Raw genomic sequence first — 20,581 nt, forward strand, 5'->3', positions numbered from 1 at the left:
ACCCGCGCCACTCCGCGGCGGGCCGGGCGATCGTTCGTCGCCCGCGACACGCGCGGGGATGAGACATCACTGTCCCGTTTGCCTAGGCTGACCCCCGTGCTCATCCTGCTCCCCCCGTCCGAGGGCAAGACCTCACCCCGGCGGGGGCGGTCGCTCGACCTCGGCAGCCTCTCGTTCCCCGAGCTGACGCCCCTGCGCGAGTCGGTCGTCGAGACGGTGGAGCGGCTGAGCGGCGAGCCCGACGCAGCGCGCGTCCTCGAGATCAACCCGAACCTCGTCGCCGACCTCGAGCGCAACACGGTCCTGCGCAGCGCTCCCACGGCGACCGCCTCGCACGTCTACACCGGCGTGCTCTACCAGGCGCTCGACGTCGACTCGCTCGACGCGGCCTCCAAGCGCCGCGCCAACCGCTGGGTCGTCGTCGTGTCGGCCCTCTTCGGCGCGCTGCGACTCGGTGACCGCGTGCCGGCCTACCGCGTCAACATCTGCAGCACCCTCCCCGGCGTCGGCTACCTGTCGCACGAGTGGCGCAAGGAGCTGCCGTCGGCGCTCGACGCCGCGGTGAAGCCGCGCGAGCTCGTCGTCGACTGCCGGTCGAGCACGTATGCCGCAGTGTGGCGTCCCACGGGCGAGCGCGCCGAGCGCTGGGTGCACGTCACCGTCCCCGGCGCCTCGCACATGGCCAAGCACACCCGCGGCCTCGTGACGCGCGAGCTCGTGCAGGCCGAGGCGCCGCGCACGCCGCAGGCCCTGGCCGAGCGGCTCTCGGAGCGCTTCGACGTCGAGCTGACGCCCCCGCCGCGTCCGGGCCGGCCGTGGCAGCTCGCCACGACTCCGAAGGCCTGACGTGCTCGACCTCAGCCTGCTCGTCGAGCGCGTGGCGCCGATCCTCGTCTTCCTCGTCGCGATCACCCTCGTCGCCGAGATCTGCGACCTGTCGGGGCTCTTCGACGTCATGGCGCACCACGCCGCGCGCGTCGCCAAGGGACGCGTGCTCGTGCTCTGGCTGCTCATCGTCGGGCTCGCGGTGGTGTGCACCGTCGTGCTCAGCCTCGACACGACCGCGGTGCTGCTGACCCCGGTGGCCATCACGGTGGCCCGTCAGGTCGGCGCCCCACCCCTGCCGTTCGCCATGACGACGCTCTGGCTGGCCAACACGGCCTCCCTGCTCCTGCCGGTCTCCAACCTCACCAACCTGCTGGCCCTGCACCCGTTTGCGGCGCTCGGGGTCGGGACCCTGGGCTACATCAAGCTGATGGCCGTGCCGGCCGTCGTCGCGATCGTCGCGACCGTCGCCGTGCTCTGGCTGCTGCACCGGCGCGACCTCCGCAGCACCTACGACACGCCACCGCCGGCCGAGCCTCACGACCGGGTGCTCATGCAGGTCGCCGGCGGGGTCTGCGTGCTGCTCGCCCCGGCGTTCGTCGTCGGCGTCCAGCCGGCCCTGGCGTCCGCGCCGGCCGCCCTCGTCCTGCTTGCCGCGACCTACTGGCGTGCGCCCGAGCTGCTGCGGCGGATCAAGATGCCGTGGCTCACGGTGATGGGCATCTGCATCCTCTTCCTCATCATCGACGCCGCCCTGCGCCTGGGGCTCGAGGCGTGGCTGCGCACCATCGTCGGGCACGGCACCGGCCTCGGCGACCTCTTCAGGGTCAGCGGCCTCGGCGTGCTGACCTCCAACGGCATCAACAACCTGCCGGCGTACCTCGCGCTCGAGCCCACGGTGGCGGACGCCCCCGCCCGCCTGGCCGCCCTGCTCATCGGGGTCAACGCCGGGCCGATCGTCACGATGTGGGGCTCCGTCGCGACGCTGCTCTGGGCCTCGCGCTGCCGGTCCGCCGAGCTTGCGGTCGACGTCGGTCGCATCGCGCGCACGGGCGCCCTGTGCGCCGTCACGGTCGTGACCGCCGCCACCCTGGCCCTCGCCGCCACCACCTGACCGGCCGACCGGGCCGACGGCATACGCCATGCCGTCGACCCCACACCCTCGGGCCAGGCGCACGCCTTGGGCGGTGTGCGGCTGACCGCGAGGGGTGCAGACGCTCGCGTCAGCCGAGGGCGCGACGGAGGTCGTCGACGAGGTCGCGGACGTCCTCGAGGCCGACCGAGACCCGCAGCACGCCGTCCGTGATGCCGACCGCGGCCCGCGCCTCGGGCGTCAGGCGGCGGTGCGTCGTCGTCGCGGGGTGCGTGATGAGCGACTTGGAGTCACCGAGGTTGTTGGAGATGTCGATGACCTGCAGGGCGTTCATGAGGGCGAACGCCTCGTCCTTGCCCCCGTCGAGCTCGAAGGTGACGACGGTGCCACCGGCGAGCATCTGACGCTTGGCCAGGTCGTGCTGGGGGTGCGACTCGAGGAACGGGTGCACGACGCGGCGGACGCTCGGGTGCGCCTCGAGGAAACGCGCCACCTCGAGGGCGCTGTCGGCCATCCGCTCGACGCGCAGCGACATCGTCTCGAGCCCCTTGACGAGGACCCACGCGTTGAAGGGCGACATCGACGGCCCCGTGTGCCGCATGAGGTTCTGGACCGGCCCGTCGATGAACTCCTTGGGCCCGAGCACCGCGCCGCCCAGGGTGCGGCCCTGGCCGTCGATGTGCTTCGTGGCGGAGTAGACGATGATGTCGGCCCCGAGGTCGAGCGGCTTGGAGAAGACCGGCGTGCCGAAGACGTTGTCGACGACGACCTTCGCGCCGGCGGCATGGGCCAGCTCGGTCACGGCGGCGATGTCGACGAGCTCCTGCATCGGGTTGCTCGGCGTCTCGAAGAAGACGGCGGTCGTGGGCTCGGCGAGAGCCTCGCGCCACTGGTCGAGGTCGGCGCCGTCGACGAAGACCGTCTCGACGCCCCAGCGCGGCAGGATCTCCTCGAGGATGACGAAACACGATCCGAAGAGGGCCCGCGACGAGACGACGCGGTCGCCCTGGCCGAGGAGCGCCGCGAGCGCGACGAAGACGGCGGACATGCCCGACCCGGTGGCGAAGCACGCCTCCGCGCCCTCGATCTGGCGCAGCCGCTCCTCGAACATCGCCACCGTCGGGTTGCCGTAGCGGGAGTAGACGAAGCGGTCGACGTCACCCTTGAAAGCCGCCTCGGCGTCCTCCGCGGTGTCGTAGACGAAGCCGGACGTCAGGTAGAGAGCCTCCGAGGTCTCCTCGAAACCACTGCGGGACAGGCCTCCCCGCACGGCGAGGGTGTCGGGGCGCCACTGCTGGCTCGCGTCGCTCATCCCTGCACCCACGGCAGGCCCGCAACCTTCCACCCGGAGACCGCGCGGTGGCGCTGCTCGTCGTGCGGTCCCTCGAAACCCTCGAGGACGTTGTGCGACCGGGACCACCCGTTGCGGGTGGCCGCCTCGGCCGCGGCGACGGAGCGCACCCCGGAGCGGCAGAGGAAGTAGACGGGAGCGTCCTTGGGCACCCCGGCGGCCTCGAGGTCGGCGGTGAACCGCTCGTTGACCGCGCCCTCGGGATAGGTCTGCCACTCGACGAGGACGACGTCCTTGCCGATCCCGCCGAGGTCGGGCAGTCCGACGTAGGACCACTCCGCCCTCGTGCGCACGTCGACGAGCGCCGCACCGGGCTCGTCGCGCAGGACCGTCCAGGCCTGCTCGGGGGTCACGTCACCGGCATAGCTCATGCCCCGAATATCGCACAGCGTCCGTCAGGCGAGATGGTCGGTCCGATTGGTGAAAGCCACCGACGCGGACCCGTCCTCCCAGACCTCCACGGCGGTGAGGCTGCCGGCCGCCGTGGCCAGGGCCCAGAAGCGTCCGACGGGCGTGCCGAGCACGTCGCTGAGCACCGAGAGCACGCCTCGCCTGCTCGTCACCGCGACGACGGTGCCACCGGTCGCGGCGAGCGAGTGGTATGCCGTCCGCACCCTCTCGTCGGCACCCTCGCCGGGCGTCTGGCCGGACCAGTCCCCCGACGTGTCCGCCTCGACGTCGAGCGCCAGGGCGAGGTCGGCCGCCACGCGCGTCGCGAGGTCGTCGTCGGCGCCGACGACCCGCGTGCCGGGGCCGACGAGGCGACGCACCGCCGCGACGATGCGAGGCGCGGCGCCTGCGTCGTGCGGCTCCTGGACGAGCAGGAGGCGCAGCGGGCGGACTCCTGGCTGAGGAGTGGACACGTCGGAGATGCCCTGAGCCGCAAGCGATTCCGCGTCGGTCATCGAGTCAGTCTCGCCGTCACCCTCGACGGCGAGGACCCGGTGGACGCTCTTGCCGTCCATCGCGTCGTTGCTCAGGGCGTCGGCGTCCTTGTTCTTCTCCCGCGGGATCCACTCGAAGTCGACGCTGCCGCCGGCGTCGGAGATCTCGGCGCACAGGTCCCGGGCCTCGAGCGCGAGACGTCGCATGTCCTCGTGTTTGATCTTCCACCGCCCCGACATCTGCTCGACGACGAGCTTGGAGTCCATCTTGACGCGGACCGACGCACCGGGGTCGAGGTCGAGCACGGCGCGCAGGCCGGCGAGCAGGCCGGAGTACTCGGCGACGTTGTTGCTCGCCTTGCCGAGCGGCTCGGCGAGCTCGACGAGGACCCGGCCGGTCGCGGGGTCACGGACGAGGGCGCCGTAGCCGGCCACCCCCGGGTTGCCCCGGGACCCGCCGTCGGCCTCGATGACGAGCCGGCGTCCCGACCCGCGAGACGCAGCGGTCACAGACCGGACTCGCCCGTGCGGATCATGATGCGACGGCACTCCTCGCAGCGCACGACCTCGTCCTCCGGGGCGTTGCGGATGCGGGAGAGGTCGACGTTGCCGAGCTCGAGCCGGCACCCGCCGCACCGGCGGTGGCGCAGCTCTGCGGCGGCCATGCCACCGCTGCTGGCGCGGATCTTCTCGTAGAGGGCGATGAGCTCGTCACCGACACCCGCGACGATGTCGGCTCGTCCGGAGCCGACCTTCTCGGCCTCGGCGTCGAGCGTCGTCAGGGCAGCGGTGCGCTCGGACTCGAGGGTCTCGACGCGCGCGGCGAGCTCGACCCGGGCGGCCTCGAGCTCGGTCACCCGTGCGCTGAGCGACTCGGACCGCTCCATGACCTCGAGCTCGACGTCCTCGAGCTCGGCCTGACGGCGCGCCAGCGACGTCAGCTCGTGCTGGAGCGCCTGCAGGTCCTTGGCGCTGCCCTGGCCGGCGTCGAGCCGCGCCTGGTTGCGTGCGGCGCGGTCACGCACGAGCTGGACGTCCTGGTCGGACTTCGTCAGCTCGCGCTGCACGTCCCCGGCAGCCGTGCGGGCGTTGACGATCTCCGTCTCCAGCGCAGCGAGCTCGCCCCGGGCCGCCTCGACCGCAGGGGTCTGCGGCAGCGTCGCCTTCGCGTGGGTGATCTGGTCGAGACGCGTGTCGATGGCCTGCAGGTCGAGCAGGCGCCACTGGCGGGACGGGTCGGCTTTCAGGACACACCTCCGGTTTCGGGAGCCGCCCGGTCGACCCGGGCGGCGTTCGCACCGACGACGAACGTCCACGGCTCGGTGCGGATGGCTGAGACTCTGGACTCGACCCTAGTCGCTCCGGGGACCTGTTCCAGCGCCGTCATCAGCCGCTCGCGGCCGCTGGCGAGCCACAGCGACTCCGTCGCCCAGTGGCCCGCATCGATGAGGTAGGGCGTGCCGCCCCGCGCCTCCTCGCGCGCCTCGAGCACCGGGTGGTGGCGCAGGTCGGCCGTGACGTAGACGTCGGCGCCGCTCGCACGCACCTCGTCGAAGCGGTCGTCGCCCGAGCCGCCCATCACCGCAACGGTCCTCACGACCCCGTCGGGGTCGCCGCTGACGCGCATGCCCCCGGCCGTGTCGGGCAGGGCGGCAGCAACGATCTCGGCGAACTCGACCAGCGTCATTGGCGACGCGAGCACGCCCACCCGACCGATCGCGTTCGCGCCCTCGGTCGACAGGGGGCGCTGGTCGGCGAGGCCGACAGCGTCGGCGAGCACCGTCGAGACACCGGGGTCGGCGACGTCGGCGTTCGTGTGACCCACCCAGAGCGCGACACCGGCGCGGACCAGCGCCGTGACCGAGGCGCCCTTGGCCGACGACGTCGCGACGGAGTGCACCCCGCGCAGCAGCAGCGGGTGGTGCGTCACGAGCAGGTCGGCGCCCCACTCCCGTGCCTCGTCGATGACCGCGAGGGTCGGGTCGAGGGAGAAGAGGACGCGGCGTACCGGCTGGTCGAGGTCGCCGACCACGAGGCCGACGCGGTCCCAGTCGGCCGCGTTCTCGAGGGGGTAGAGCGACTCGAGCGCCGCGACGACGTCACGGAGGCTGAGGGTCGGGGCGAGGTCGTCCACGTGGGCCCGGCCGGGCTCGAACCGACGACACCCGCGGTGTAAACGCGGTGCTCTACCAACTGAGCTACAGGCCCTCACGCGCCGACAGGTGACACGCGGGGCTCACCGGCAGGCGGCGGTCAGCCTACGGCATCGCGCCCAGTCGCGCGGAGCGTCGCGAGCGCCTCGCGGTAGGCCACGAAGTCGCGTCCCTGACCGATGCCGCGGACCTCGGTCCAGACGATGTGTCCCGTGCGGTCGAGGAGGAAGGTGCCGCGCAGCGCGAAGCCGTCCTCGTCGTTGAGGATGCCGTAGCGCCGCGCCACCTCGCCGTGCGGCCAGAAGTCGGACAGGAGCGGGAAGAAGTGCCCCTCGGCGTCGGCCCACGCACGCAGCGTGTACATGGAGTCGCACGAGATGGCGAAGACCTGGATGTCGTCGTCCTGGAAGTCCTCGAGCCCGTCGCGGATCTCGCGCAGCTCGCCGCGGCAGATGCCCGAGAACGCAGCCGGGTAGAAGACGACGACGGCGTTCTTGACGTCGCGCACGGCCGACAGGCGGACGTCGACGCCGTACTGGTCGACGAGGGTGAAGTCGGGCGCCAGCGCGCCGACGCCCAGCGGGGCGGACGCCTGGACCGGGGACTCGGTCGGGTGCGCGTTCGTCATGGCGGCAAGTGTGACACCACTGCCCGGGTGTCGCCGCCACCCTCGACAGCGGGCCGGGGCCCCGGCCCGTCGGGCCGGTCCCGGGCCGGACGTCAGGCGTGGGTCAGCGGCGCGGACCCTTCGGGGGCATGAGCCGGGTGGCCGCCCAGTCGGCGGCGACGTTGACCTGCCCACCGGTCGTGAGCCCCGCCGTGGACGCGGCCTCCTCGACCTCGCTCGCGTCGACGTGGCCCGGCCGTCCGGCCTTCGGCGTCAGCAGCACGATGAAGCCCTGGTCGAAGAGCTTCGTCAGCCCGTCGACCATGAGGTCGACGAGGTCGTCGTCGCCGTCGCGGTACCAGAGCAGCACCCCGTCCGCGCCGTCGTTGAAGTCCTCGTCCTCGAGCTCGGTCCCGATGGCGTCCTCGAGCTCGAACCGCAGGTCGTCGTCGACGTCGTCGTCATAGCCGAACTCCTGGACGATCTGCCCCTTGGCAAATCCGAGCTTGCTCAAGGACGCCGCTCCCGCGGTCTCGCTCACTGTCACCGGTCCTCTCGATCGTTGGCGCGTCGTGTCATGGCGTGGTGCCACGACATCAGTGCACTGGCTCCGACGCTATCGCGCAAGCCCGACCCGGTGGGTGCGCAACGCGCACGCCGCGCCAGAGGGAGCACACGGCATACCAGCGGGTGGGACGGCGGAGACGCCGCAGTGGCCGTCCCGGGGCTGGACCCGAGTGTGACGGCCACCACGGTTTGGTAGAGGATGGGTGGGTGCAGCGCCGTGGCCGACCGGCCGCGGGCGCCGCCTCGCGACGAGAAAGGACCCACGACGTGGCATCCGAGGCCGGACCGATCCTCAACGGCATCCCCAGTCAGCTCCCGGACATCGACCCGGACGAGACGCAGGAGTGGATCGACTCGCTCGACGCCGTCCTCGACGAGAAGGGCCGGACGCGGGCGCGCTACATCATGCTCAAGCTCATCGAGCGCGCGCGCCAGCAGCAGGTCGGCGTCCCCTCCCTGACGGCGACCGACTACATCAACACGATCCCGCCGGAGCGCGAGCCGTGGTTCCCCGGCGACGAGGACGTCGAGCGCGAGATGCGCCGCTACATCCGCTGGAACGCCGCGATCATGGTGCACCGCGCCCAGCGCCCCGGCATCGGCGTCGGCGGGCACATCTCGACGTACGCCTCCGCCGCGACGCTCTACGAGGTGGGCATGAACCACTTCTTCCGCGGCAAGGACCACCCCGGCGGCGGCGACCAGATCTACTTCCAGGGCCACGCCTCCCCCGGCATGTACGCCCGCAGCTTCCTAGAGGGCCACCTCACCGAGGCTCAGCTCGACGGCTTCCGCCAGGAGAAGAGCCACCGCGTCGACGGCACCGTCGAGGCCGTCCCGTCCTACCCGCACCCGCGGCTGCTCCCCAACTACTGGGAGTTCCCGACGGTGTCGATGGGCATCGGCCCGATGAACGCGATCTACCAGGCGCAGTTCAACAAGTACCTCCACAACCGCGGCATCAAGGACACCAGCCAGCAGGACGTCTGGGCCTTCCTCGGTGACGGCGAGATGGACGAGCCCGAGTCGCGTGGCCTGCTCCAGCTCGCGGCCAACGAGGAGCTCGACAACCTCAACTTCGTCATCAACTGCAACCTGCAGCGCCTCGACGGACCGGTCCGCGGCAACGGCAAGATCATCCAGGAGCTCGAGGCGTTCTTCCGCGGCGCCGGCTGGAACGTCATCAAGGTCGTCTGGGGCCGCGGGTGGGACCCGCTGCTCGCCGCCGACCGCGACGGCGCGCTCGTGCACATCATGAACCAGACGAGCGACGGCGACTACCAGACCTTCCGCGCCAACGACGGCAAGTACGTCCGTGACCACTTCTTCGGTCGCGACCCGCGCACGGCCAAGATGGTCGAGGACTGGTCCGACGACCAGGTGTGGTGGGACCTGAAGCGCGGCGGCCACGACTACCGCAAGGTCTTCGCGGCCTACCAGGCGGCGCGCCAGCACACCGGCCAGCCGACGGTCATCCTCGCCAAGACGATCAAGGGCTACGGCCTCGGCTCGCACTTCGCCGGCCGCAACGCCACTCACCAGATGAAGAAGATGACGCTGGACGACCTCAAGGCCTTCCGCGACAGCCTCCGCATCCCGATCACCGACGAGCAGCTCGAGGCCAACCCCTACCAGCCGCCGTACTACCACCCGGGTGCCGACAGCGAGGTCATCAAGTACTCGATCGACCGTCGCCAGAAGCTCGGTGGCACGCTGCCGAGCCGGCGCGTCGACTTCGAGCCGGTCAAGCTGCCCGGCGACGAGGCGTACGCCCAGGTCAAGAAGGGCTCGGGCAAGCAGGAGGTCGCCACGACGATGGCGTTCGTCCGCCTGCTCAAGGACCTGTTGCGCGACAAGGAGTTCGGCCCGCGCATCGTGCCGATCATCCCCGACGAGGCGCGCACGTTCGGCATGGACGCGTTCTTCCCGACGATCAAGATCTACAACCCCAACGGGCAGAACTACACGCCGGTCGACGCCGAGCTGATGCTCGCCTACCGCGAGAACGTCAGCGGCCAGATCCTGCACCTCGGCATCAACGAGGCGGGCTCGCTCGCCGCGTTCACGGCGGCCGGCACGTCCTACGCGACGCACGGCAAGCCGATGATCCCGATCTACGTCTTCTACTCGATGTTCGGCTTCCAGCGCACGGGTGACTCGATCTGGGCGGCCGCCGACCAGATGACGCGCGGCTTCCTCATCGGCGCGACGGCCGGCCGCACCACCCTGACGGGTGAGGGCCTCCAGCACGCCGACGGCCACAGCCCGCTCCTCGCCGCGACCAACCCGGCCGTCGTGCACTACGACCCGGCCTACGCCTACGAGATCGCGCACATCATGCAGGCCGGCCTCAAGCGGATGTACGGCGAGGGCAACACGCCCGAGGAGTCGAACGTCATCTACTACCTCACGGTCTACAACGAGCCGATCCAGCAGCCGAAGGAGCCCGAGGCCGTCGACGTCGAGGGCATCCTGCGCGGCATGCACCGCATCTCGGTCGCCGACACCGAGGGCTGGACGCACGAGGCGCCGCGGGCGCAGCTGCTCGGGTCCGGCGTCGGCGTGCCGTGGGCGCTCGAGGCGCAGCAGCTGCTCGCCGACGACTGGGGTGTGGCCGCCGACGTCTGGTCGGTCACCTCGTGGAACGAGCTCCGTCGTGACGGCCTCGCGGCCGACGAGCAGGAGTTCCTCTCCCCCGACGGCCCGCCGATCAAGCCGTGGGTCACCCAGTGCCTCGAGGGCACCGAGGGCCCGGTCGTGGGCGTCTCCGACTACATGCGGGCCGTCCAGGACCAGATCCGCGAGTGGGTCCCGGGCACGTACGCCACCCTGGGCGCCGACGGCTTCGGCTTCTCCGACACCCGTGCCGCGGCCCGCCGCTTCTTCCACATCGACGGCCCGTCGGTCGCCGTGCGGACGCTGCAGCTGCTCGCCAAGGAGGGCAAGGTCGACGCCGACGTCCCCCGTCGCGCCGCCGAGAAGTACCAGCTCGACGACGTCACCGCCGGCACCTCCGGCAACGCGGGTGGCGAGAGCTGACGCTCCCCCGCTGACGTATGCCGTGTGGCCCGGTCCCTGCCCAGGGACCGGGCCACACGCACACCCGCCCACCCGTCCCACGGCATACGCCGTCGGGGCGATCCGCGCGATTGGATAGGTATGCGCTGCTGTGCATATACTTACATCCATGTCCAAGGTCCTGACCTCGCTCCCCGTCGGTGAACGTGTCGGCATCGCCTTCTCCGGCGGCCTCGACACCTCTGTGGCTGTTGCCTGGATGCGTGAGAAGGGCGCGGTCCCGTGCACCTACACGGCCGACCTCGGGCAGTACGACGAGCCCGACATCGACTCCGTCCCCGGCCGCGCCGGCCAGTACGGCGCCGAGATCAGCCGCCTCGTGGACTGCAAGGCCGCGCTCGTCGAGGAGGGGCTGTCCGCCATCGCGTGCGGCGCCTTCCACATCCGCAGCGGCGGCAAGACGTACTTCAACACGACCCCGCTCGGCCGGGTCGTCACCGGCACCCTGCTCGTGCGCGCCATGCAGGACGACGGCGTCTCGATCTGGGGCGACGGCTCGACCTTCAAGGGCAACGACATCGAGCGGTTCTACCGCTACGGCCTCATGGCCAACCCCAGCCTGCGCATCTACAAGCCGTGGCTCGACGCCGACTTCGTCACCGAGCTCGGCGGCCGGCACGAGATGTCCGAGTGGCTGACCGCACGCGAGCTGCCCTACCGGGCCTCCGCCGAGAAGGCGTACTCCACCGACGCGAACATCTGGGGTGCCACGCACGAGGCGAAGACCCTCGAGTTCCTCGACGAGTCGATCGAGGTCGTCGAGCCGATCATGGGCGTCAAGTTCTGGGACCCGTCGGTCGCCATCGAGACCGAGGACGTCACGGTGCGCTGGGAGCGCGGTCGCCCCGTCGCCGTCAACGGCACGGAGTATCCCGACCCCGTCGCCCTCGTCGACGCGGCCAACCGCATCGGCGGCCGCCACGGCCTCGGCATGAGCGACCAGATCGAGAACCGCATCATCGAGGCGAAGTCGCGCGGCATCTACGAGGCCCCCGCCATGGCGCTGCTCCACATCACCTACGAGCGCCTCGTCGCGGCGATCCACAACGAGGACACGATCGCCAACTACCACGCCGAGGGCCGCAAGCTGGGCCGCCTTCTCTACGAAGGCCGCTGGCTCGACCCGCAGGCGCTCATGGTCCGTGAGTCCATCCAGCGCTGGATCGCCTCGGCCGTCACGGGCGAGGTCACGATCCGCCTCCGTCGTGGTGACGACTGGTCGATCGTGGGCACCGCCGGGCCGGCCTTCAGCTACCACCCCGAGAAGCTCTCGATGGAGCGCACCGAGGACGCCGCCTTCGGTCCCGTCGACCGCATCGGCCAGCTGACGATGCGCAACCTCGACATCGCCGACTCCCGCGCCAAGCTCGAGCTGTATGCCGCCCAGGGCCTTCTCGGCGCCGATGCCCGCGAGCTCGTGGGCGAGCTGACGCCGGGTGGCGCGGCCGCGATCTCGGCCAACCCGGCTGCTGTGGGCGTCGACAACGAGGACGACGCGCTCGACCGCGCCGCCATGGAGTTCGGCACCGACTGAGCGTCCCTGACACCGTCGTTCGAGGTGATCCCGGTGGCCGGCCGGCTGCCGGGATCACCTCGACCCGGTGAGGAGGCGGTCCTGCGAGCACTCCGATCGGGTAGGGGCCCGGTATGAGCGACAACGGAAGAATCACCGTCCAGCGCACCATCGACGCCCCGGCCGCCGAGATCTTCGACGTGCTCAGCAACCCGAAGCGCCACCCCCAGCTCGACGGGTCCGGCTTCGTGCGGTCCGACGAGAAGGCCGAGCGCCTCCAGAAGGTCGGCGACGTGTTCCGGATGAACATGGCCGGTGACCACATGGGGGGCGAGTACCAGACCGACAACTCGGTCTCGGGCTACTCGCACAACTCCCTGCTCGCATGGAAGACGGCGCCGGCCGACACCCCGCCGCCCGGGTGGGAGTGGATGTGGGAGCTGTCGCCGGAGGGCCCGAACGCCACCCTCGTGACGCTGACCTACGACTGGAGCCACGTCACCGACAAGGAGATCCTGTCCAAGGTCAGCTTCCCGCTCGTCGCGAAGAGCCAGCTCGAGGACAGCCTCGGCAACCTCGCGTCAGCCGTCTCGAGCTGACCGACGCACCCGTCGGCGGTCCGGGGGTCTCCCCGTGGCCGCCGCTAGGGTGGCCGGTCATGGACTCGAGCACCCATCTCACCGAGAGCGACCACGTCGCCGGCCAGTACGCCTCCACGGACAACCTCCGCACACGGCGTGACGTCTGGCGCCCGGGCCCCGAGGGCGTGTCCCCCGTGGACGTGCTGCGGACGCTCGTCGTCTCGTCCCAGCCCAGGCGTGTGATCGAGATCGGCTGCGGCACAGGAGCGTTCGCTCGCTCCGTCCTCGACGAGGCCCCGGACGTCGACTACGTCGCGACCGATCTCTCCCCCGCGATGGTCGAGGCGACCCGAGCCTTGGGCGTCACCGCGGAGGTGGCGTCCTCCGACATCCTGCCCTTCGGTGACGGCTCGTGCGACGCCGCCGTCGCGGCCTGGATGCTCTACCACGTGCCCGACCTCGACGGCACCCTCCGCGAGGTGCGCCGCGTCCTGCGCGACGGGGGCACGCTCTACGTCGCGACGAACGGCCGCGAGCACCTCGCCGGGCTGCTGCGCGAGGCGGGCGGTGACGCGCTCGTCACCCAGTTCATGTCGGAGAATGCCGCCGAGGTGCTCGGTCGACACTTCGAACACGTCGTCCAGCGCGACGTCGAGACCCGCGCGACGTTCGCCGACCACGCGACCGCGAGCGCCTACCTCGCCACCTTCTCCCCCGACCTCGCGGCCTCCCTCCCCCACTTCGAGGGTCCGCGGACGTATGCCGGCCACACCGCCGTCCTGTCGGCCCGCTGACCCGATCCTCCCGCCGGGGCCCCGCCCCCGGCCACGACCGTCAGGTGCGCACCCACCGTTTGTGAGCGGCATACAAAGTCGGGGCAGCCGGACACCTAGGCTGGGCCCGTGAGCGGACCGCGGCAGCACCCGAGCGAGGCGACGTCGCGCGCCGTCGAGCGGAGCGCCGGCGAGCTCTCGACGCTGGCTGCCCAGCGCATGGAGGAGCACCTGCGGTGGTACCGCGACCTCTCGGCCGAGGAGCGCTCGCAGGTCGGGCTCGTCGCCCAGGCCGGCATCTCGCAGTTCATCGCGTGGTTCCACCAGGAGGAGAGCCACCCACCGTCGGCCATCTCGATCTTCGCGAACGCGCCGCAGGAGCTGACCCGATCGGTCAGCCTGCGCCAGACGCTCGACCTCGTGCGGACCGTCGTCGACGTCGTCGAGTCGCGGGTCGAGGGCCTCGCCGCCCCCGGGGACGAGCAGCTGCTGCGCGAGTCGGTGCTGCGCTTCTCCCGTGAGATCGCCTTCGCCGCCGCGGAGGTCTATGCCGGCGCGGCCGAGGCCCGTGGCGCGTGGGACGCCCGGCTCGAGGCGCTCGTCGTCGACGCCGTCCTGCGCGGCGAGGCCGACGACTCCATGCAGTCGCGGGCCAGCGCCCTCGGGTGGGGGGAGCTCGCAGACGTGACGTTCGTCGTCGGCAGCACCCCCACCGCGAGCGGCGGAGCGGTACCCGCCGTCGACGACCTGCGCCGGGCGGTCCGGCAGCACGGGGTCGAGGCGCTCGCCATCGTCCAGCGCTCGCGGCTCATCGCGATCCTCGGCGGCACCCGTGAGGCGCCGCGGGTCGTCGAGGCCGTCGCGGACTGCTTCGGGCCCGGACCGATCGTGCTCGGGCCGACCGTCCCGCACCTCTTCGCGGCCGGACGCTCGGCACGCGCCGCCCTGAGCGGGCTCGCGGCCGCGCCCGCATGGCCCGATGCGCCGCGCGTGCTCGAGTCGGACGCCGTGCTGCCCGAACGAGCCCTCGCCGGCGACCCCCCGGCCCGCCGCATCCTCGTCGACCGCATCCACCGGCCGCTGTCCGCGGCCGGTCACGCACCACTCCTCCAGACGGCGACCGCCTACCTCGAGCACGGTGGGTCGCTCGAGGCGACGGCGCGGGTCCTCTTCGTGCACCCCAACACCGTGCGCTACCGGCTGGGGCGCATCTCCGACGTCACGGGCTACGACCTCACGACTCCGCGCGAGGGCTGGGCGGTGCGCATCGCGCTCGCCCTCGGGCGCCTCACGACGACCCCGGCCACTGGCGCAGCCGGATCCGCCGGATCCGCAGGGTCTGCCGGGTCTGCCGGGTCTGCCGTCGTCGGTGCTGCCGGCAGCGAGGGCGACGGCGTCGCGGCCGCGGCGTCGCGGGTGCCCCGGCTGCGGCCGCGCACGACCGATCGTTCTCCCTTGGAGGAAACCTCCAAACTATCCCCGACGACTTCGTGACATTCGGTGGCGAGGTCCTCACCGGTAACCCGGAAAGGTTGAGCACGTGCTAGCGATCGTCTGCCCTGGACAGGGCTCCCAGACCCCCGGCTTCCTCGCCCCGTGGCTCGAGCTCGACGGCGTGCGCGAGCAGCTGTCCTCCCTCGGCCGCGCCGCCGGGCACGACCTCGTGGCCCACGGCACCGAGTCCGACGCCGAGACGATCAAGGACACCGCCGTCGCGCAGCCGCTCATCGTCGCGGCCGGCCTCGTGACCGCCTCGGCGCTCTTCCCGTCACGCGCCGAGCTCGCCGCCACGGGCGCCGTCCTCGCCGGACACTCCGTCGGGGAGCTCACCGCCACCGCACTCGCGGGCGTCATCACCGACGACCAGGCGATCGCCCTCGTCGCGACCCGCGGCCGCGCCATGGCCGAGGCCAGTGCAGTCACCCCGACCGGCATGGCGGCCGTGCTCGGCGGCGACCCCGAGGAGGTCCTCGCGGCCCTCGAGACCCATGGTCTGACGCCGGCCAACATCAACGGCGCCGGCCAGGTCGTCGCCGCGGGCACCCTCGAGCAGGTCGAAGCGCTCCGCGGGGCGGCGCCGGCCAAGGCTCGGGTCATCCCGCTCCAGGTCGCCGGGGCGTTCCACACCCACCACATGTCCCCTGCTGTCGACGCGCTGGCCGCCGCTGCGGCTGACGTGACGCCGTCGGCGCCGACCGTCCGCCTGCTGTCGAACGCCGACGGCGCCACCGTGGCCGACGGACCCGACGCCCTCGACCGGCTCGTGCACCAGGTCAGCAACCCCGTGCGCTGGGACCGCTGCATGGAGACGATGCTCGCGCTCGGCGTCACGGGCCTGCTCGAGCTCGCCCCGGCCGGCACCCTCGTCGGTCTCGCCAAGAGGGCCATGCCCGGAGTGGAGACCGTGGCCGTCAAGACGCCCGACGACCTCGAGGCGGCGCGCACCCTCGTCGCCGCTCACGCGTCCACCTGACGACACCGACGTCCCATGACTGGCGCACCGACCCCGACAGGGGCACGCTCGTGGAGAGGTCCCCGTCCGGCGGCGACCCCGTCTCACCAGGACCTCCCCCGCGCCGCACCACGACCCACCTGAAACCTCACCCTCGAGAAGGCCTCACGTGACATCCACCAGCGCCACCGCGCCGACGCCCAAGGGCACCGGCACCCTCGTCGACACCGGCGCCGCGCGCCACTCGCGGATCCTGGGTGTGGGCGCCTACCGCCCCGCCCGCGTCGTCATGAACTCCGAGATCGTCGACAAGATCGACTCGAGCGACGAGTGGATCCGGGAGCGGTCCGGCATCATCAGCCGCCACTACGCCGCCCACGACGAGAGCGTCATCGACATGGCCGAGGCCGCCTCCCGCCAGGCCCTCGAGCACGCCGGCGTCACGCCGGAGCAGATCGGCTTCGTCCTCGTCGCCACCGTCACGCACCCCTACCAGACGCCGGCCGCGGCGCCCGAGCTCGCCTCTCGGCTCGGCTCGACGGCCCCGGCCCTCGACATCTCGGCCGCCTGCGCCGGCTACTGCTACGGGGTCGCGATGGCGAGCGACATGGTCAAGGGCGGCTCGGCCGACTACGTCCTCGTCGTCGGCGTCGAGAAGCTCAGCGACTTCACCGACCCCTACGACCGCGGGAGCGCGTTCATCTTCGGCGACGGCGCCGGCGCGTGCGTCATCGGCCCGAGCGACACCCCGGGCATCGGCCCGACGGTCTGGGGCTCCGACGGCACCCAGCGTGACGCCATCACCCAGAGGCAGGCCTGGACCGACGTCCGCGAGTCGTGGCAGTCCGCGCAGGCCGACAAGAACGTCTGGCCCGCCATCGGCATGGCCGGTCAGACCGTCTTCCGCTGGGCCGTCTGGGGCATGGCCCCGGTGGCGCAGCAGGCCATCGACAAGGCGGGCATCAAGGCCGACGACCTCGACGCCTTCATCCCGCACCAGGCGAACATCCGCATCATCGACGCTATGGTCAAGCAGCTCAAGCTGCCGGCCGACATCCCCGTGGCCCGCGACATCGTCACCACGGCCAACACGTCCGCCGCCTCGGTGCCGCTCGCGATGACCCGCATGCTCGCCGAGAAGGAGATCCCCAGCGGCGGCCTCGCGCTCCAGATCGGCTTCGGTGCCGGTCTGGTGTATGCCGCGCAGGTCGTCGTGCTGCCCTGAGCACTCCCAGCACGGGCAGTCACAGCACTCCCGCCGGTCCCGACGGGTCATTCGGGCCACGGATCGCCATCCACCACGGATGACAGCCCCGAGCACCACCGCAAGCACGAACCGCCAACACGAACAAGGAGCAGACAGATGGCTCAGTCCGAGCAGGAGATCCTCGAGGGTCTTGCCGAGATCGTCAACGAGGAGACCGGCCTCGACACCGCGTCCGTCGAGATGGACAAGTCCTTCACCGAGGACCTCGACATCGACTCCCTCTCGATGATGACGATCGTCGTCAACGCCGAGGAGAAGTTCGGCGTGCGCATCCCGGACAGCGAGGTCAAGAACCTCAAGACCGTCCGCGACGCCGTCACCTTCATCGCCGGCGCGCAGTCCTGATGCACCCGGTCGGCGCCCGGCACCACCGGGCGCCGACCGAGCCGCACCAGCGGCTCTCGCCACCCACGCAGCACCGCAGCAGCCTCGTCAGACCCAGCACCACTCGCACCACCCCACCCCACTCGACTCAGAGGAGCACGTCACCATGACGTCCAATCGCGACCGACGCGTCGTGGTCACCGGTCTCGGAGCCACCACGCCCCTGGGCGGTACCGCCACGGAGACGTGGGAGGCCCTGCTCGCCGGCCGGTCCGGCGCCCGTACGATGGACTTCGACTGGGTCGCCAAGTACGAGCTCCCCGTCACGTTCGCCGCGACGATAGCGACCCCGCCGATCGACGTGCTCGCCAAGGTCGAGACGCGCCGTCTCGACCCGTCGAGCCAGTACGCCCTCATCGCCGCACGTGAGGCGTGGGCCGACGCCGGCGCCCCTGAGGTCGACCCCGAGCGACTCGGAGCCGCGATCGGCTCCGGCATCGGCGGCGTGTGGACCCTCCTCGACCAGTGGGACGTGCTCAAGGAGAAGGGCCCGCGCCGCGTCTACCCGCTCGCGGTCCCGATGCTCATGCCCAACGGGCCTGCCGCAGCCGTGTCGCTCGACCTCGGCGCCCGCGCCGGGGCCCACACGACGGTCAGCGCGTGCGCGTCCGGCGCCGAGAGCATGGGCTACGCCATCGACATGATCCGCACGGGCCGCGCCGACGTCGTCGTCGCCGGCGGCACGGAAGCCGCCGTCCACCCGCTGCCCATCTCGGGGTTCGCCGCGATGCAGGCGCTCTCGACGCGCAACGACGACCCGGCCCGGGCCTCGCGTCCCTACGACACCGGCCGTGACGGCTTCGTCCTCGGTGAGGGCGCCGCCGTCATCGTCCTCGAGTCGGAGGAGCACGCCCGCGCCCGCGGCGCCCGCATCTACGCCGAGCTCGCGAGTGTCGGCATGTCCGCCGACGCCCACCACATCACCGCCCCCGAGCCCAACGGCTCCGGTGCGGCACGGGCGATGCTGTTTGCGGTCGAGCGGGCCGACCTGTCACCGACCGACATCATCCACATCAACGCGCACGCCACCTCGACCCCCGTCGGTGACGTGGCCGAGTACAACGCCATCAAGCGGGCCTTCGGCGACCACACCGAGAACATGTCGGTGACGGCCACGAAGTCGATGACCGGGCACCTGCTCGGCGCGGCGGGTGCGCTCGAGGCGGTCATCACGATCCAGTCGATCTACCACCGTCTCGTGCCGGCGACGATCAACCTCGACGACCAGGACCCCGAGATCCCCCTCAACGTCGTCACGGGTGAGCACCAGAAGCTGCCCGACGGCGACCTCGCCGCCCTGAACAACTCGTTCGGCTTCGGCGGCCACAACGTCGCCCTGGCGATCCGCAGCATCTGACTCATCGCCACGCCGGAACCAGAGCCCTGACTGCTCAAGAGTGGTCAGGGCTCTGGTGTCCGTTCGTGATGCCATGCCGGAGCCTCCATCGGCGCACGGATACCGACCTCATGGTGCGCCCGAGGATCTCCGCGGTCTCGGCGAGCGATGCGACAGCAGCAGCTCGTCCTGCGCCGCCGTCCACTTCTCTCGCTTGACGCCGCAGCGACCGGCCTTCTCCGGCAGTGGCTGCCACGCCGCGACCTCGGCCGCGGCGCTCGCCTTTCGAGCCATGACCGGCCAGTCCCCCGCCTGCCAGCAATGCCCTGCCATCAGCGCTGCGGACGTGTTGGTCACCATCACGTTGAACACTCGGTCACGGGTGTTCCGCCGTGTGGAGCGTCGTACACCGCAGACCTCCCAGACCTGGTCCTCGAAGAACCGCGCCATGGGCTCGGAAGCGGTCACCAGGCTCACGAACGGCGCACCCGTCCGCGTGAACCCCACCGATCCATCCCCATCGAGCACCCCCCGCAGGTACGCCCTCGACACCAGCCCACATTCTCTCGGTGGAGCCACGTCGCGCTCATGTAGCTCGATGCCAACCTTGCCCTTGTGGTCAACACACCCCGAGTGCCATCCGTCCGTGTGCAGGAGTCCGAGCAGGTAGGAAACCTCGGGTCGGGACGGATCTAGCAACATGATCAGACGCTAGGCGGTGCCACCGACACAGCCTTCGCACTGGCAGGTCTCGGCCGGGTGGCGGCGTCCGTCGGGAGCGCGCCACCCGGCATACGTCCTCGGTGTCAGGCGCTGCGCGCCGTGTCGTGCGCCGACGGGCGCACGTTGCCGGGGAGCTCGGTCGTCGGGCGCCCCTTGGCGAGCAGCTGCCCGCCCCAGACGCCCCACTCGAGGCGCTGCTGCGCCACGGCCAGGCAGGCCTCGGCGAGCGGGCACGCCCGGCACACCGTCCTGGCCTGATCGGCCTCGGCCTCGGTGGCCGGCCAGAAGAGGTCCGGATCCTCCGCCGCGCAGAGCGGCAGGGCGCCGCCCAGCTCGAAGGGATGCTCCGACGCCGCGCGGAAGATCCACGCGTCGAGCGCCTGGCCGCCCCGGGTAGCCGGGCGGAGACCGACCTGTCCGAGGGACTGGGTCCGAAGGGTCGTACGGTTCCTCGTCATCTGGCGGGCTCCTTCCCGAGCTCGGTGACGTGCGTCGCGGTCGATGTGGTCGTCCGGGCGAAGTGCAGGTGCACCCGGGTCGGGACGTAGGGCTCCCAGCGAATCGGCATCCGCGCCTCGTCCGGGGTGCGGTCACCCTTGCGGAGGTTGCACGGCTCGCAGGCCGCCACTGCGTTGGTCCACGACGTCGCACCGCCGCGCGATCGCGGCAGGACGTGGTCCATGGTCGTGGCCGTGAAGCGGCCGCAGTAGGCGCACTGGTGCCGGTCGCGAAGCAGCACACCCTCACGCGAGTAGGCGGCCCGGGTGCGCGAGTAGAGCCACTTCTGCTCGACGTACCGCACCAGCCGCACGACGACCGGCACCTGGTAGGGGCCGAAACGCTCCGTGGCGTGGACCTCGACGGGGGTTGCGACGCCACGCCAGATCATCCGCACGGCGTGCCGCACCGAGACGCGGTGCAGCAGCGTCTCGTCGGCGTTCCACACCTCGACCTGGGTCATGGTCGGTCCTCCTCTCCGTGGTCTCGTCGGGTC

At 71.5% G+C, this 20,581-nt stretch carries 21 protein-coding genes and 1 tRNA gene; 11 read left to right on the plus strand and 11 right to left on the minus strand.

All coding sequences use genetic code 11. From position 1 onward, the window contains the following. Positions 1-96 precede the first annotated feature (96 nt). Both ASH01_RS19420 and ASH01_RS19425 read left to right on the plus strand, forming a co-directional pair. Positions 97-846, plus strand: a complete 750-nt coding sequence (locus tag ASH01_RS19420; RefSeq protein ID WP_056779989.1) for a YaaA family protein — start codon at positions 97-99, stop codon at positions 844-846. Between the two features lies 1 nt (position 847). Beyond that, positions 848-1,939, plus strand: a complete 1,092-nt coding sequence (locus ASH01_RS19425; protein ID WP_056779993.1) for an SLC13 family permease — start codon at positions 848-850, stop codon at positions 1,937-1,939. Positions 1,940-2,048: 109 nt separating this feature from the next. Here ASH01_RS19425 and ASH01_RS19430 read toward each other — a convergent pair whose 3' ends face one another. The 8 genes from ASH01_RS19430 to ASH01_RS19465 all read right to left on the minus strand — a co-directional run bounded on the left by ASH01_RS19430 (position 2,049) and on the right by ASH01_RS19465 (position 7,454). Then, positions 2,049-3,230, minus strand: a complete 1,182-nt coding sequence (locus tag ASH01_RS19430) for an O-succinylhomoserine sulfhydrylase (RefSeq protein ID WP_056779996.1) — start codon at positions 3,228-3,230, stop codon at positions 2,049-2,051. After that, the gene (locus ASH01_RS19435) at positions 3,227-3,640 is read right to left on the minus strand and encodes a rhodanese-like domain-containing protein (RefSeq protein WP_056780000.1); all 414 of its coding nucleotides are present in this window, start codon (positions 3,638-3,640) and stop codon (positions 3,227-3,229) included. The genes ASH01_RS19430 and ASH01_RS19435 overlap by 4 nt, the downstream gene beginning before the upstream one ends. 24 nt (positions 3,641-3,664) lie before the next feature. Next, the gene (locus ASH01_RS19440) at positions 3,665-4,663 is read right to left on the minus strand and encodes a reverse transcriptase-like protein (RefSeq protein ID WP_056780003.1); all 999 of its coding nucleotides are present in this window, start codon (positions 4,661-4,663) and stop codon (positions 3,665-3,667) included. After that, the gene (locus ASH01_RS19445) at positions 4,660-5,469 is read right to left on the minus strand and encodes a zinc ribbon domain-containing protein (protein WP_082620012.1); all 810 of its coding nucleotides are present in this window, start codon (positions 5,467-5,469) and stop codon (positions 4,660-4,662) included. The genes ASH01_RS19440 and ASH01_RS19445 overlap by 4 nt, the downstream gene beginning before the upstream one ends. Continuing rightward, the gene (locus tag ASH01_RS19450; RefSeq protein ID WP_056780332.1) at positions 5,397-6,287 is read right to left on the minus strand and encodes a Nif3-like dinuclear metal center hexameric protein; all 891 of its coding nucleotides are present in this window, start codon (positions 6,285-6,287) and stop codon (positions 5,397-5,399) included. The genes ASH01_RS19445 and ASH01_RS19450 overlap by 73 nt, the downstream gene beginning before the upstream one ends. A gap of 1 nt (position 6,288) precedes the next feature. Continuing rightward, positions 6,289-6,361 (minus strand) — tRNA-Val (locus tag ASH01_RS19455). 45 nt (positions 6,362-6,406) lie between these two features. After that, a complete protein-coding gene (locus ASH01_RS19460) occupies positions 6,407-6,934 on the minus strand; it encodes a peroxiredoxin (protein ID WP_082620013.1) in 528 nt (175 codons plus the stop codon). Positions 6,935-7,037: 103 nt separating this feature from the next. Continuing rightward, positions 7,038-7,454, minus strand: coding sequence for a DUF3052 domain-containing protein (locus ASH01_RS19465; RefSeq protein WP_056780006.1), 417 nt, complete (start codon positions 7,452-7,454; stop codon positions 7,038-7,040). 293 nt (positions 7,455-7,747) lie between these two features. On the opposite strand from ASH01_RS19465, the gene aceE reads away from it, so the two are divergent. The 9 genes from aceE (at position 7,748) to fabF (ending at position 18,885) form a co-directional block, all read left to right on the plus strand. Then, on the plus strand, positions 7,748-10,519 hold the full coding sequence (aceE, locus tag ASH01_RS19470) for a pyruvate dehydrogenase (acetyl-transferring), homodimeric type (protein WP_056780010.1): 2,772 nt from the start codon (positions 7,748-7,750) through the stop codon (positions 10,517-10,519). Positions 10,520-10,667: 148 nt separating this feature from the next. After that, positions 10,668-12,092 carry an argininosuccinate synthase gene (gene argG, locus ASH01_RS19475; RefSeq protein WP_056780013.1) on the plus strand — a complete coding sequence of 475 codons (1,425 nt, stop codon included), beginning with the start codon at positions 10,668-10,670 and terminating at the stop codon, positions 12,090-12,092. 113 nt (positions 12,093-12,205) lie between these two features. Continuing rightward, a complete protein-coding gene (locus tag ASH01_RS19480; protein WP_056780015.1) occupies positions 12,206-12,670 on the plus strand; it encodes an SRPBCC family protein in 465 nt (154 codons plus the stop codon). A 59-nt stretch (positions 12,671-12,729) separates the two neighbouring features. Further along, positions 12,730-13,446, plus strand: a complete 717-nt coding sequence (locus ASH01_RS19485; protein WP_056780018.1) for a class I SAM-dependent methyltransferase — start codon at positions 12,730-12,732, stop codon at positions 13,444-13,446. 108 nt (positions 13,447-13,554) lie between these two features. After that, on the plus strand, positions 13,555-14,919 hold the full coding sequence (locus ASH01_RS19490) for a PucR family transcriptional regulator (protein ID WP_056780021.1): 1,365 nt from the start codon (positions 13,555-13,557) through the stop codon (positions 14,917-14,919). A 46-nt stretch (positions 14,920-14,965) separates the two neighbouring features. After that, a complete protein-coding gene (locus ASH01_RS19495) occupies positions 14,966-15,898 on the plus strand; it encodes an ACP S-malonyltransferase (protein ID WP_056780024.1) in 933 nt (310 codons plus the stop codon). Between the two features lie 148 nt (positions 15,899-16,046). Further along, complete coding sequence (locus tag ASH01_RS19500) at positions 16,047-17,102, plus strand: beta-ketoacyl-ACP synthase III (protein ID WP_200959039.1); 1,056 nt, start codon at positions 16,047-16,049, stop codon at positions 17,100-17,102. Positions 17,103-17,240: 138 nt separating this feature from the next. Next, a complete protein-coding gene (locus ASH01_RS19505; RefSeq protein ID WP_020145270.1) occupies positions 17,241-17,489 on the plus strand; it encodes an acyl carrier protein in 249 nt (82 codons plus the stop codon). Positions 17,490-17,634: 145 nt separating this feature from the next. After that, positions 17,635-18,885, plus strand: a complete 1,251-nt coding sequence (fabF, locus tag ASH01_RS19510) for a beta-ketoacyl-ACP synthase II (protein WP_056780027.1) — start codon at positions 17,635-17,637, stop codon at positions 18,883-18,885. A gap of 108 nt (positions 18,886-18,993) precedes the next feature. On the opposite strand, the gene ASH01_RS23955 is transcribed toward fabF, so the two are convergent. The 3 genes from ASH01_RS23955 to ASH01_RS19525 form a co-directional block, all read right to left on the minus strand. Then, the gene (locus tag ASH01_RS23955; RefSeq protein ID WP_156415679.1) at positions 18,994-19,566 is read right to left on the minus strand and encodes an LAGLIDADG family homing endonuclease; all 573 of its coding nucleotides are present in this window, start codon (positions 19,564-19,566) and stop codon (positions 18,994-18,996) included. A gap of 104 nt (positions 19,567-19,670) precedes the next feature. Beyond that, complete coding sequence (locus ASH01_RS19520; protein WP_056780035.1) at positions 19,671-20,045, minus strand: WhiB family transcriptional regulator; 375 nt, start codon at positions 20,043-20,045, stop codon at positions 19,671-19,673. Beyond that, a complete protein-coding gene (locus tag ASH01_RS19525) occupies positions 20,042-20,548 on the minus strand; it encodes an HNH endonuclease (RefSeq protein WP_056780039.1) in 507 nt (168 codons plus the stop codon). The genes ASH01_RS19520 and ASH01_RS19525 overlap by 4 nt, the downstream gene beginning before the upstream one ends. Positions 20,549-20,581: the final 33 nt, after the last annotated feature.

The organism is Terrabacter sp. Soil811 (genome assembly GCF_001429655.1).
In the GTDB taxonomy this organism is placed as follows: Bacteria; Actinomycetota; Actinomycetes; order Actinomycetales; family Dermatophilaceae; genus Terrabacter.

Excerpts from the sequence above, each read along its gene's own strand:
- ASH01_RS19430 (WP_056779996.1), bottom strand. The coding sequence starts at position 3,230 with ATGAGCGACGCGAGCCAGCAGTGGCGCCCCGACACCCTCGCCGTGCGG.
- ASH01_RS19460 (WP_082620013.1), bottom strand. The coding sequence starts at position 6,934 with ATGACGAACGCGCACCCGACCGAGTCCCCGGTCCAGGCGTCCGCCCCG.
- argG (WP_056780013.1), top strand. The coding sequence starts at position 10,668 with ATGTCCAAGGTCCTGACCTCGCTCCCCGTCGGTGAACGTGTCGGCATC.
- ASH01_RS19435 (WP_056780000.1), bottom strand. The coding sequence starts at position 3,640 with ATGAGCTATGCCGGTGACGTGACCCCCGAGCAGGCCTGGACGGTCCTG.
- ASH01_RS19520 (WP_056780035.1), bottom strand. The coding sequence starts at position 20,045 with ATGACGAGGAACCGTACGACCCTTCGGACCCAGTCCCTCGGACAGGTC.
- ASH01_RS19485 (WP_056780018.1), top strand. The coding sequence starts at position 12,730 with ATGGACTCGAGCACCCATCTCACCGAGAGCGACCACGTCGCCGGCCAG.
- ASH01_RS23955 (WP_156415679.1), bottom strand. The coding sequence starts at position 19,566 with ATGTTGCTAGATCCGTCCCGACCCGAGGTTTCCTACCTGCTCGGACTC.
- fabF (WP_056780027.1), top strand. The coding sequence starts at position 17,635 with ATGACGTCCAATCGCGACCGACGCGTCGTGGTCACCGGTCTCGGAGCC.
- ASH01_RS19480 (WP_056780015.1), top strand. The coding sequence starts at position 12,206 with ATGAGCGACAACGGAAGAATCACCGTCCAGCGCACCATCGACGCCCCG.
- ASH01_RS19505 (WP_020145270.1), top strand. The coding sequence starts at position 17,241 with ATGGCTCAGTCCGAGCAGGAGATCCTCGAGGGTCTTGCCGAGATCGTC.
- ASH01_RS19525 (WP_056780039.1), bottom strand. The coding sequence starts at position 20,548 with ATGACCCAGGTCGAGGTGTGGAACGCCGACGAGACGCTGCTGCACCGC.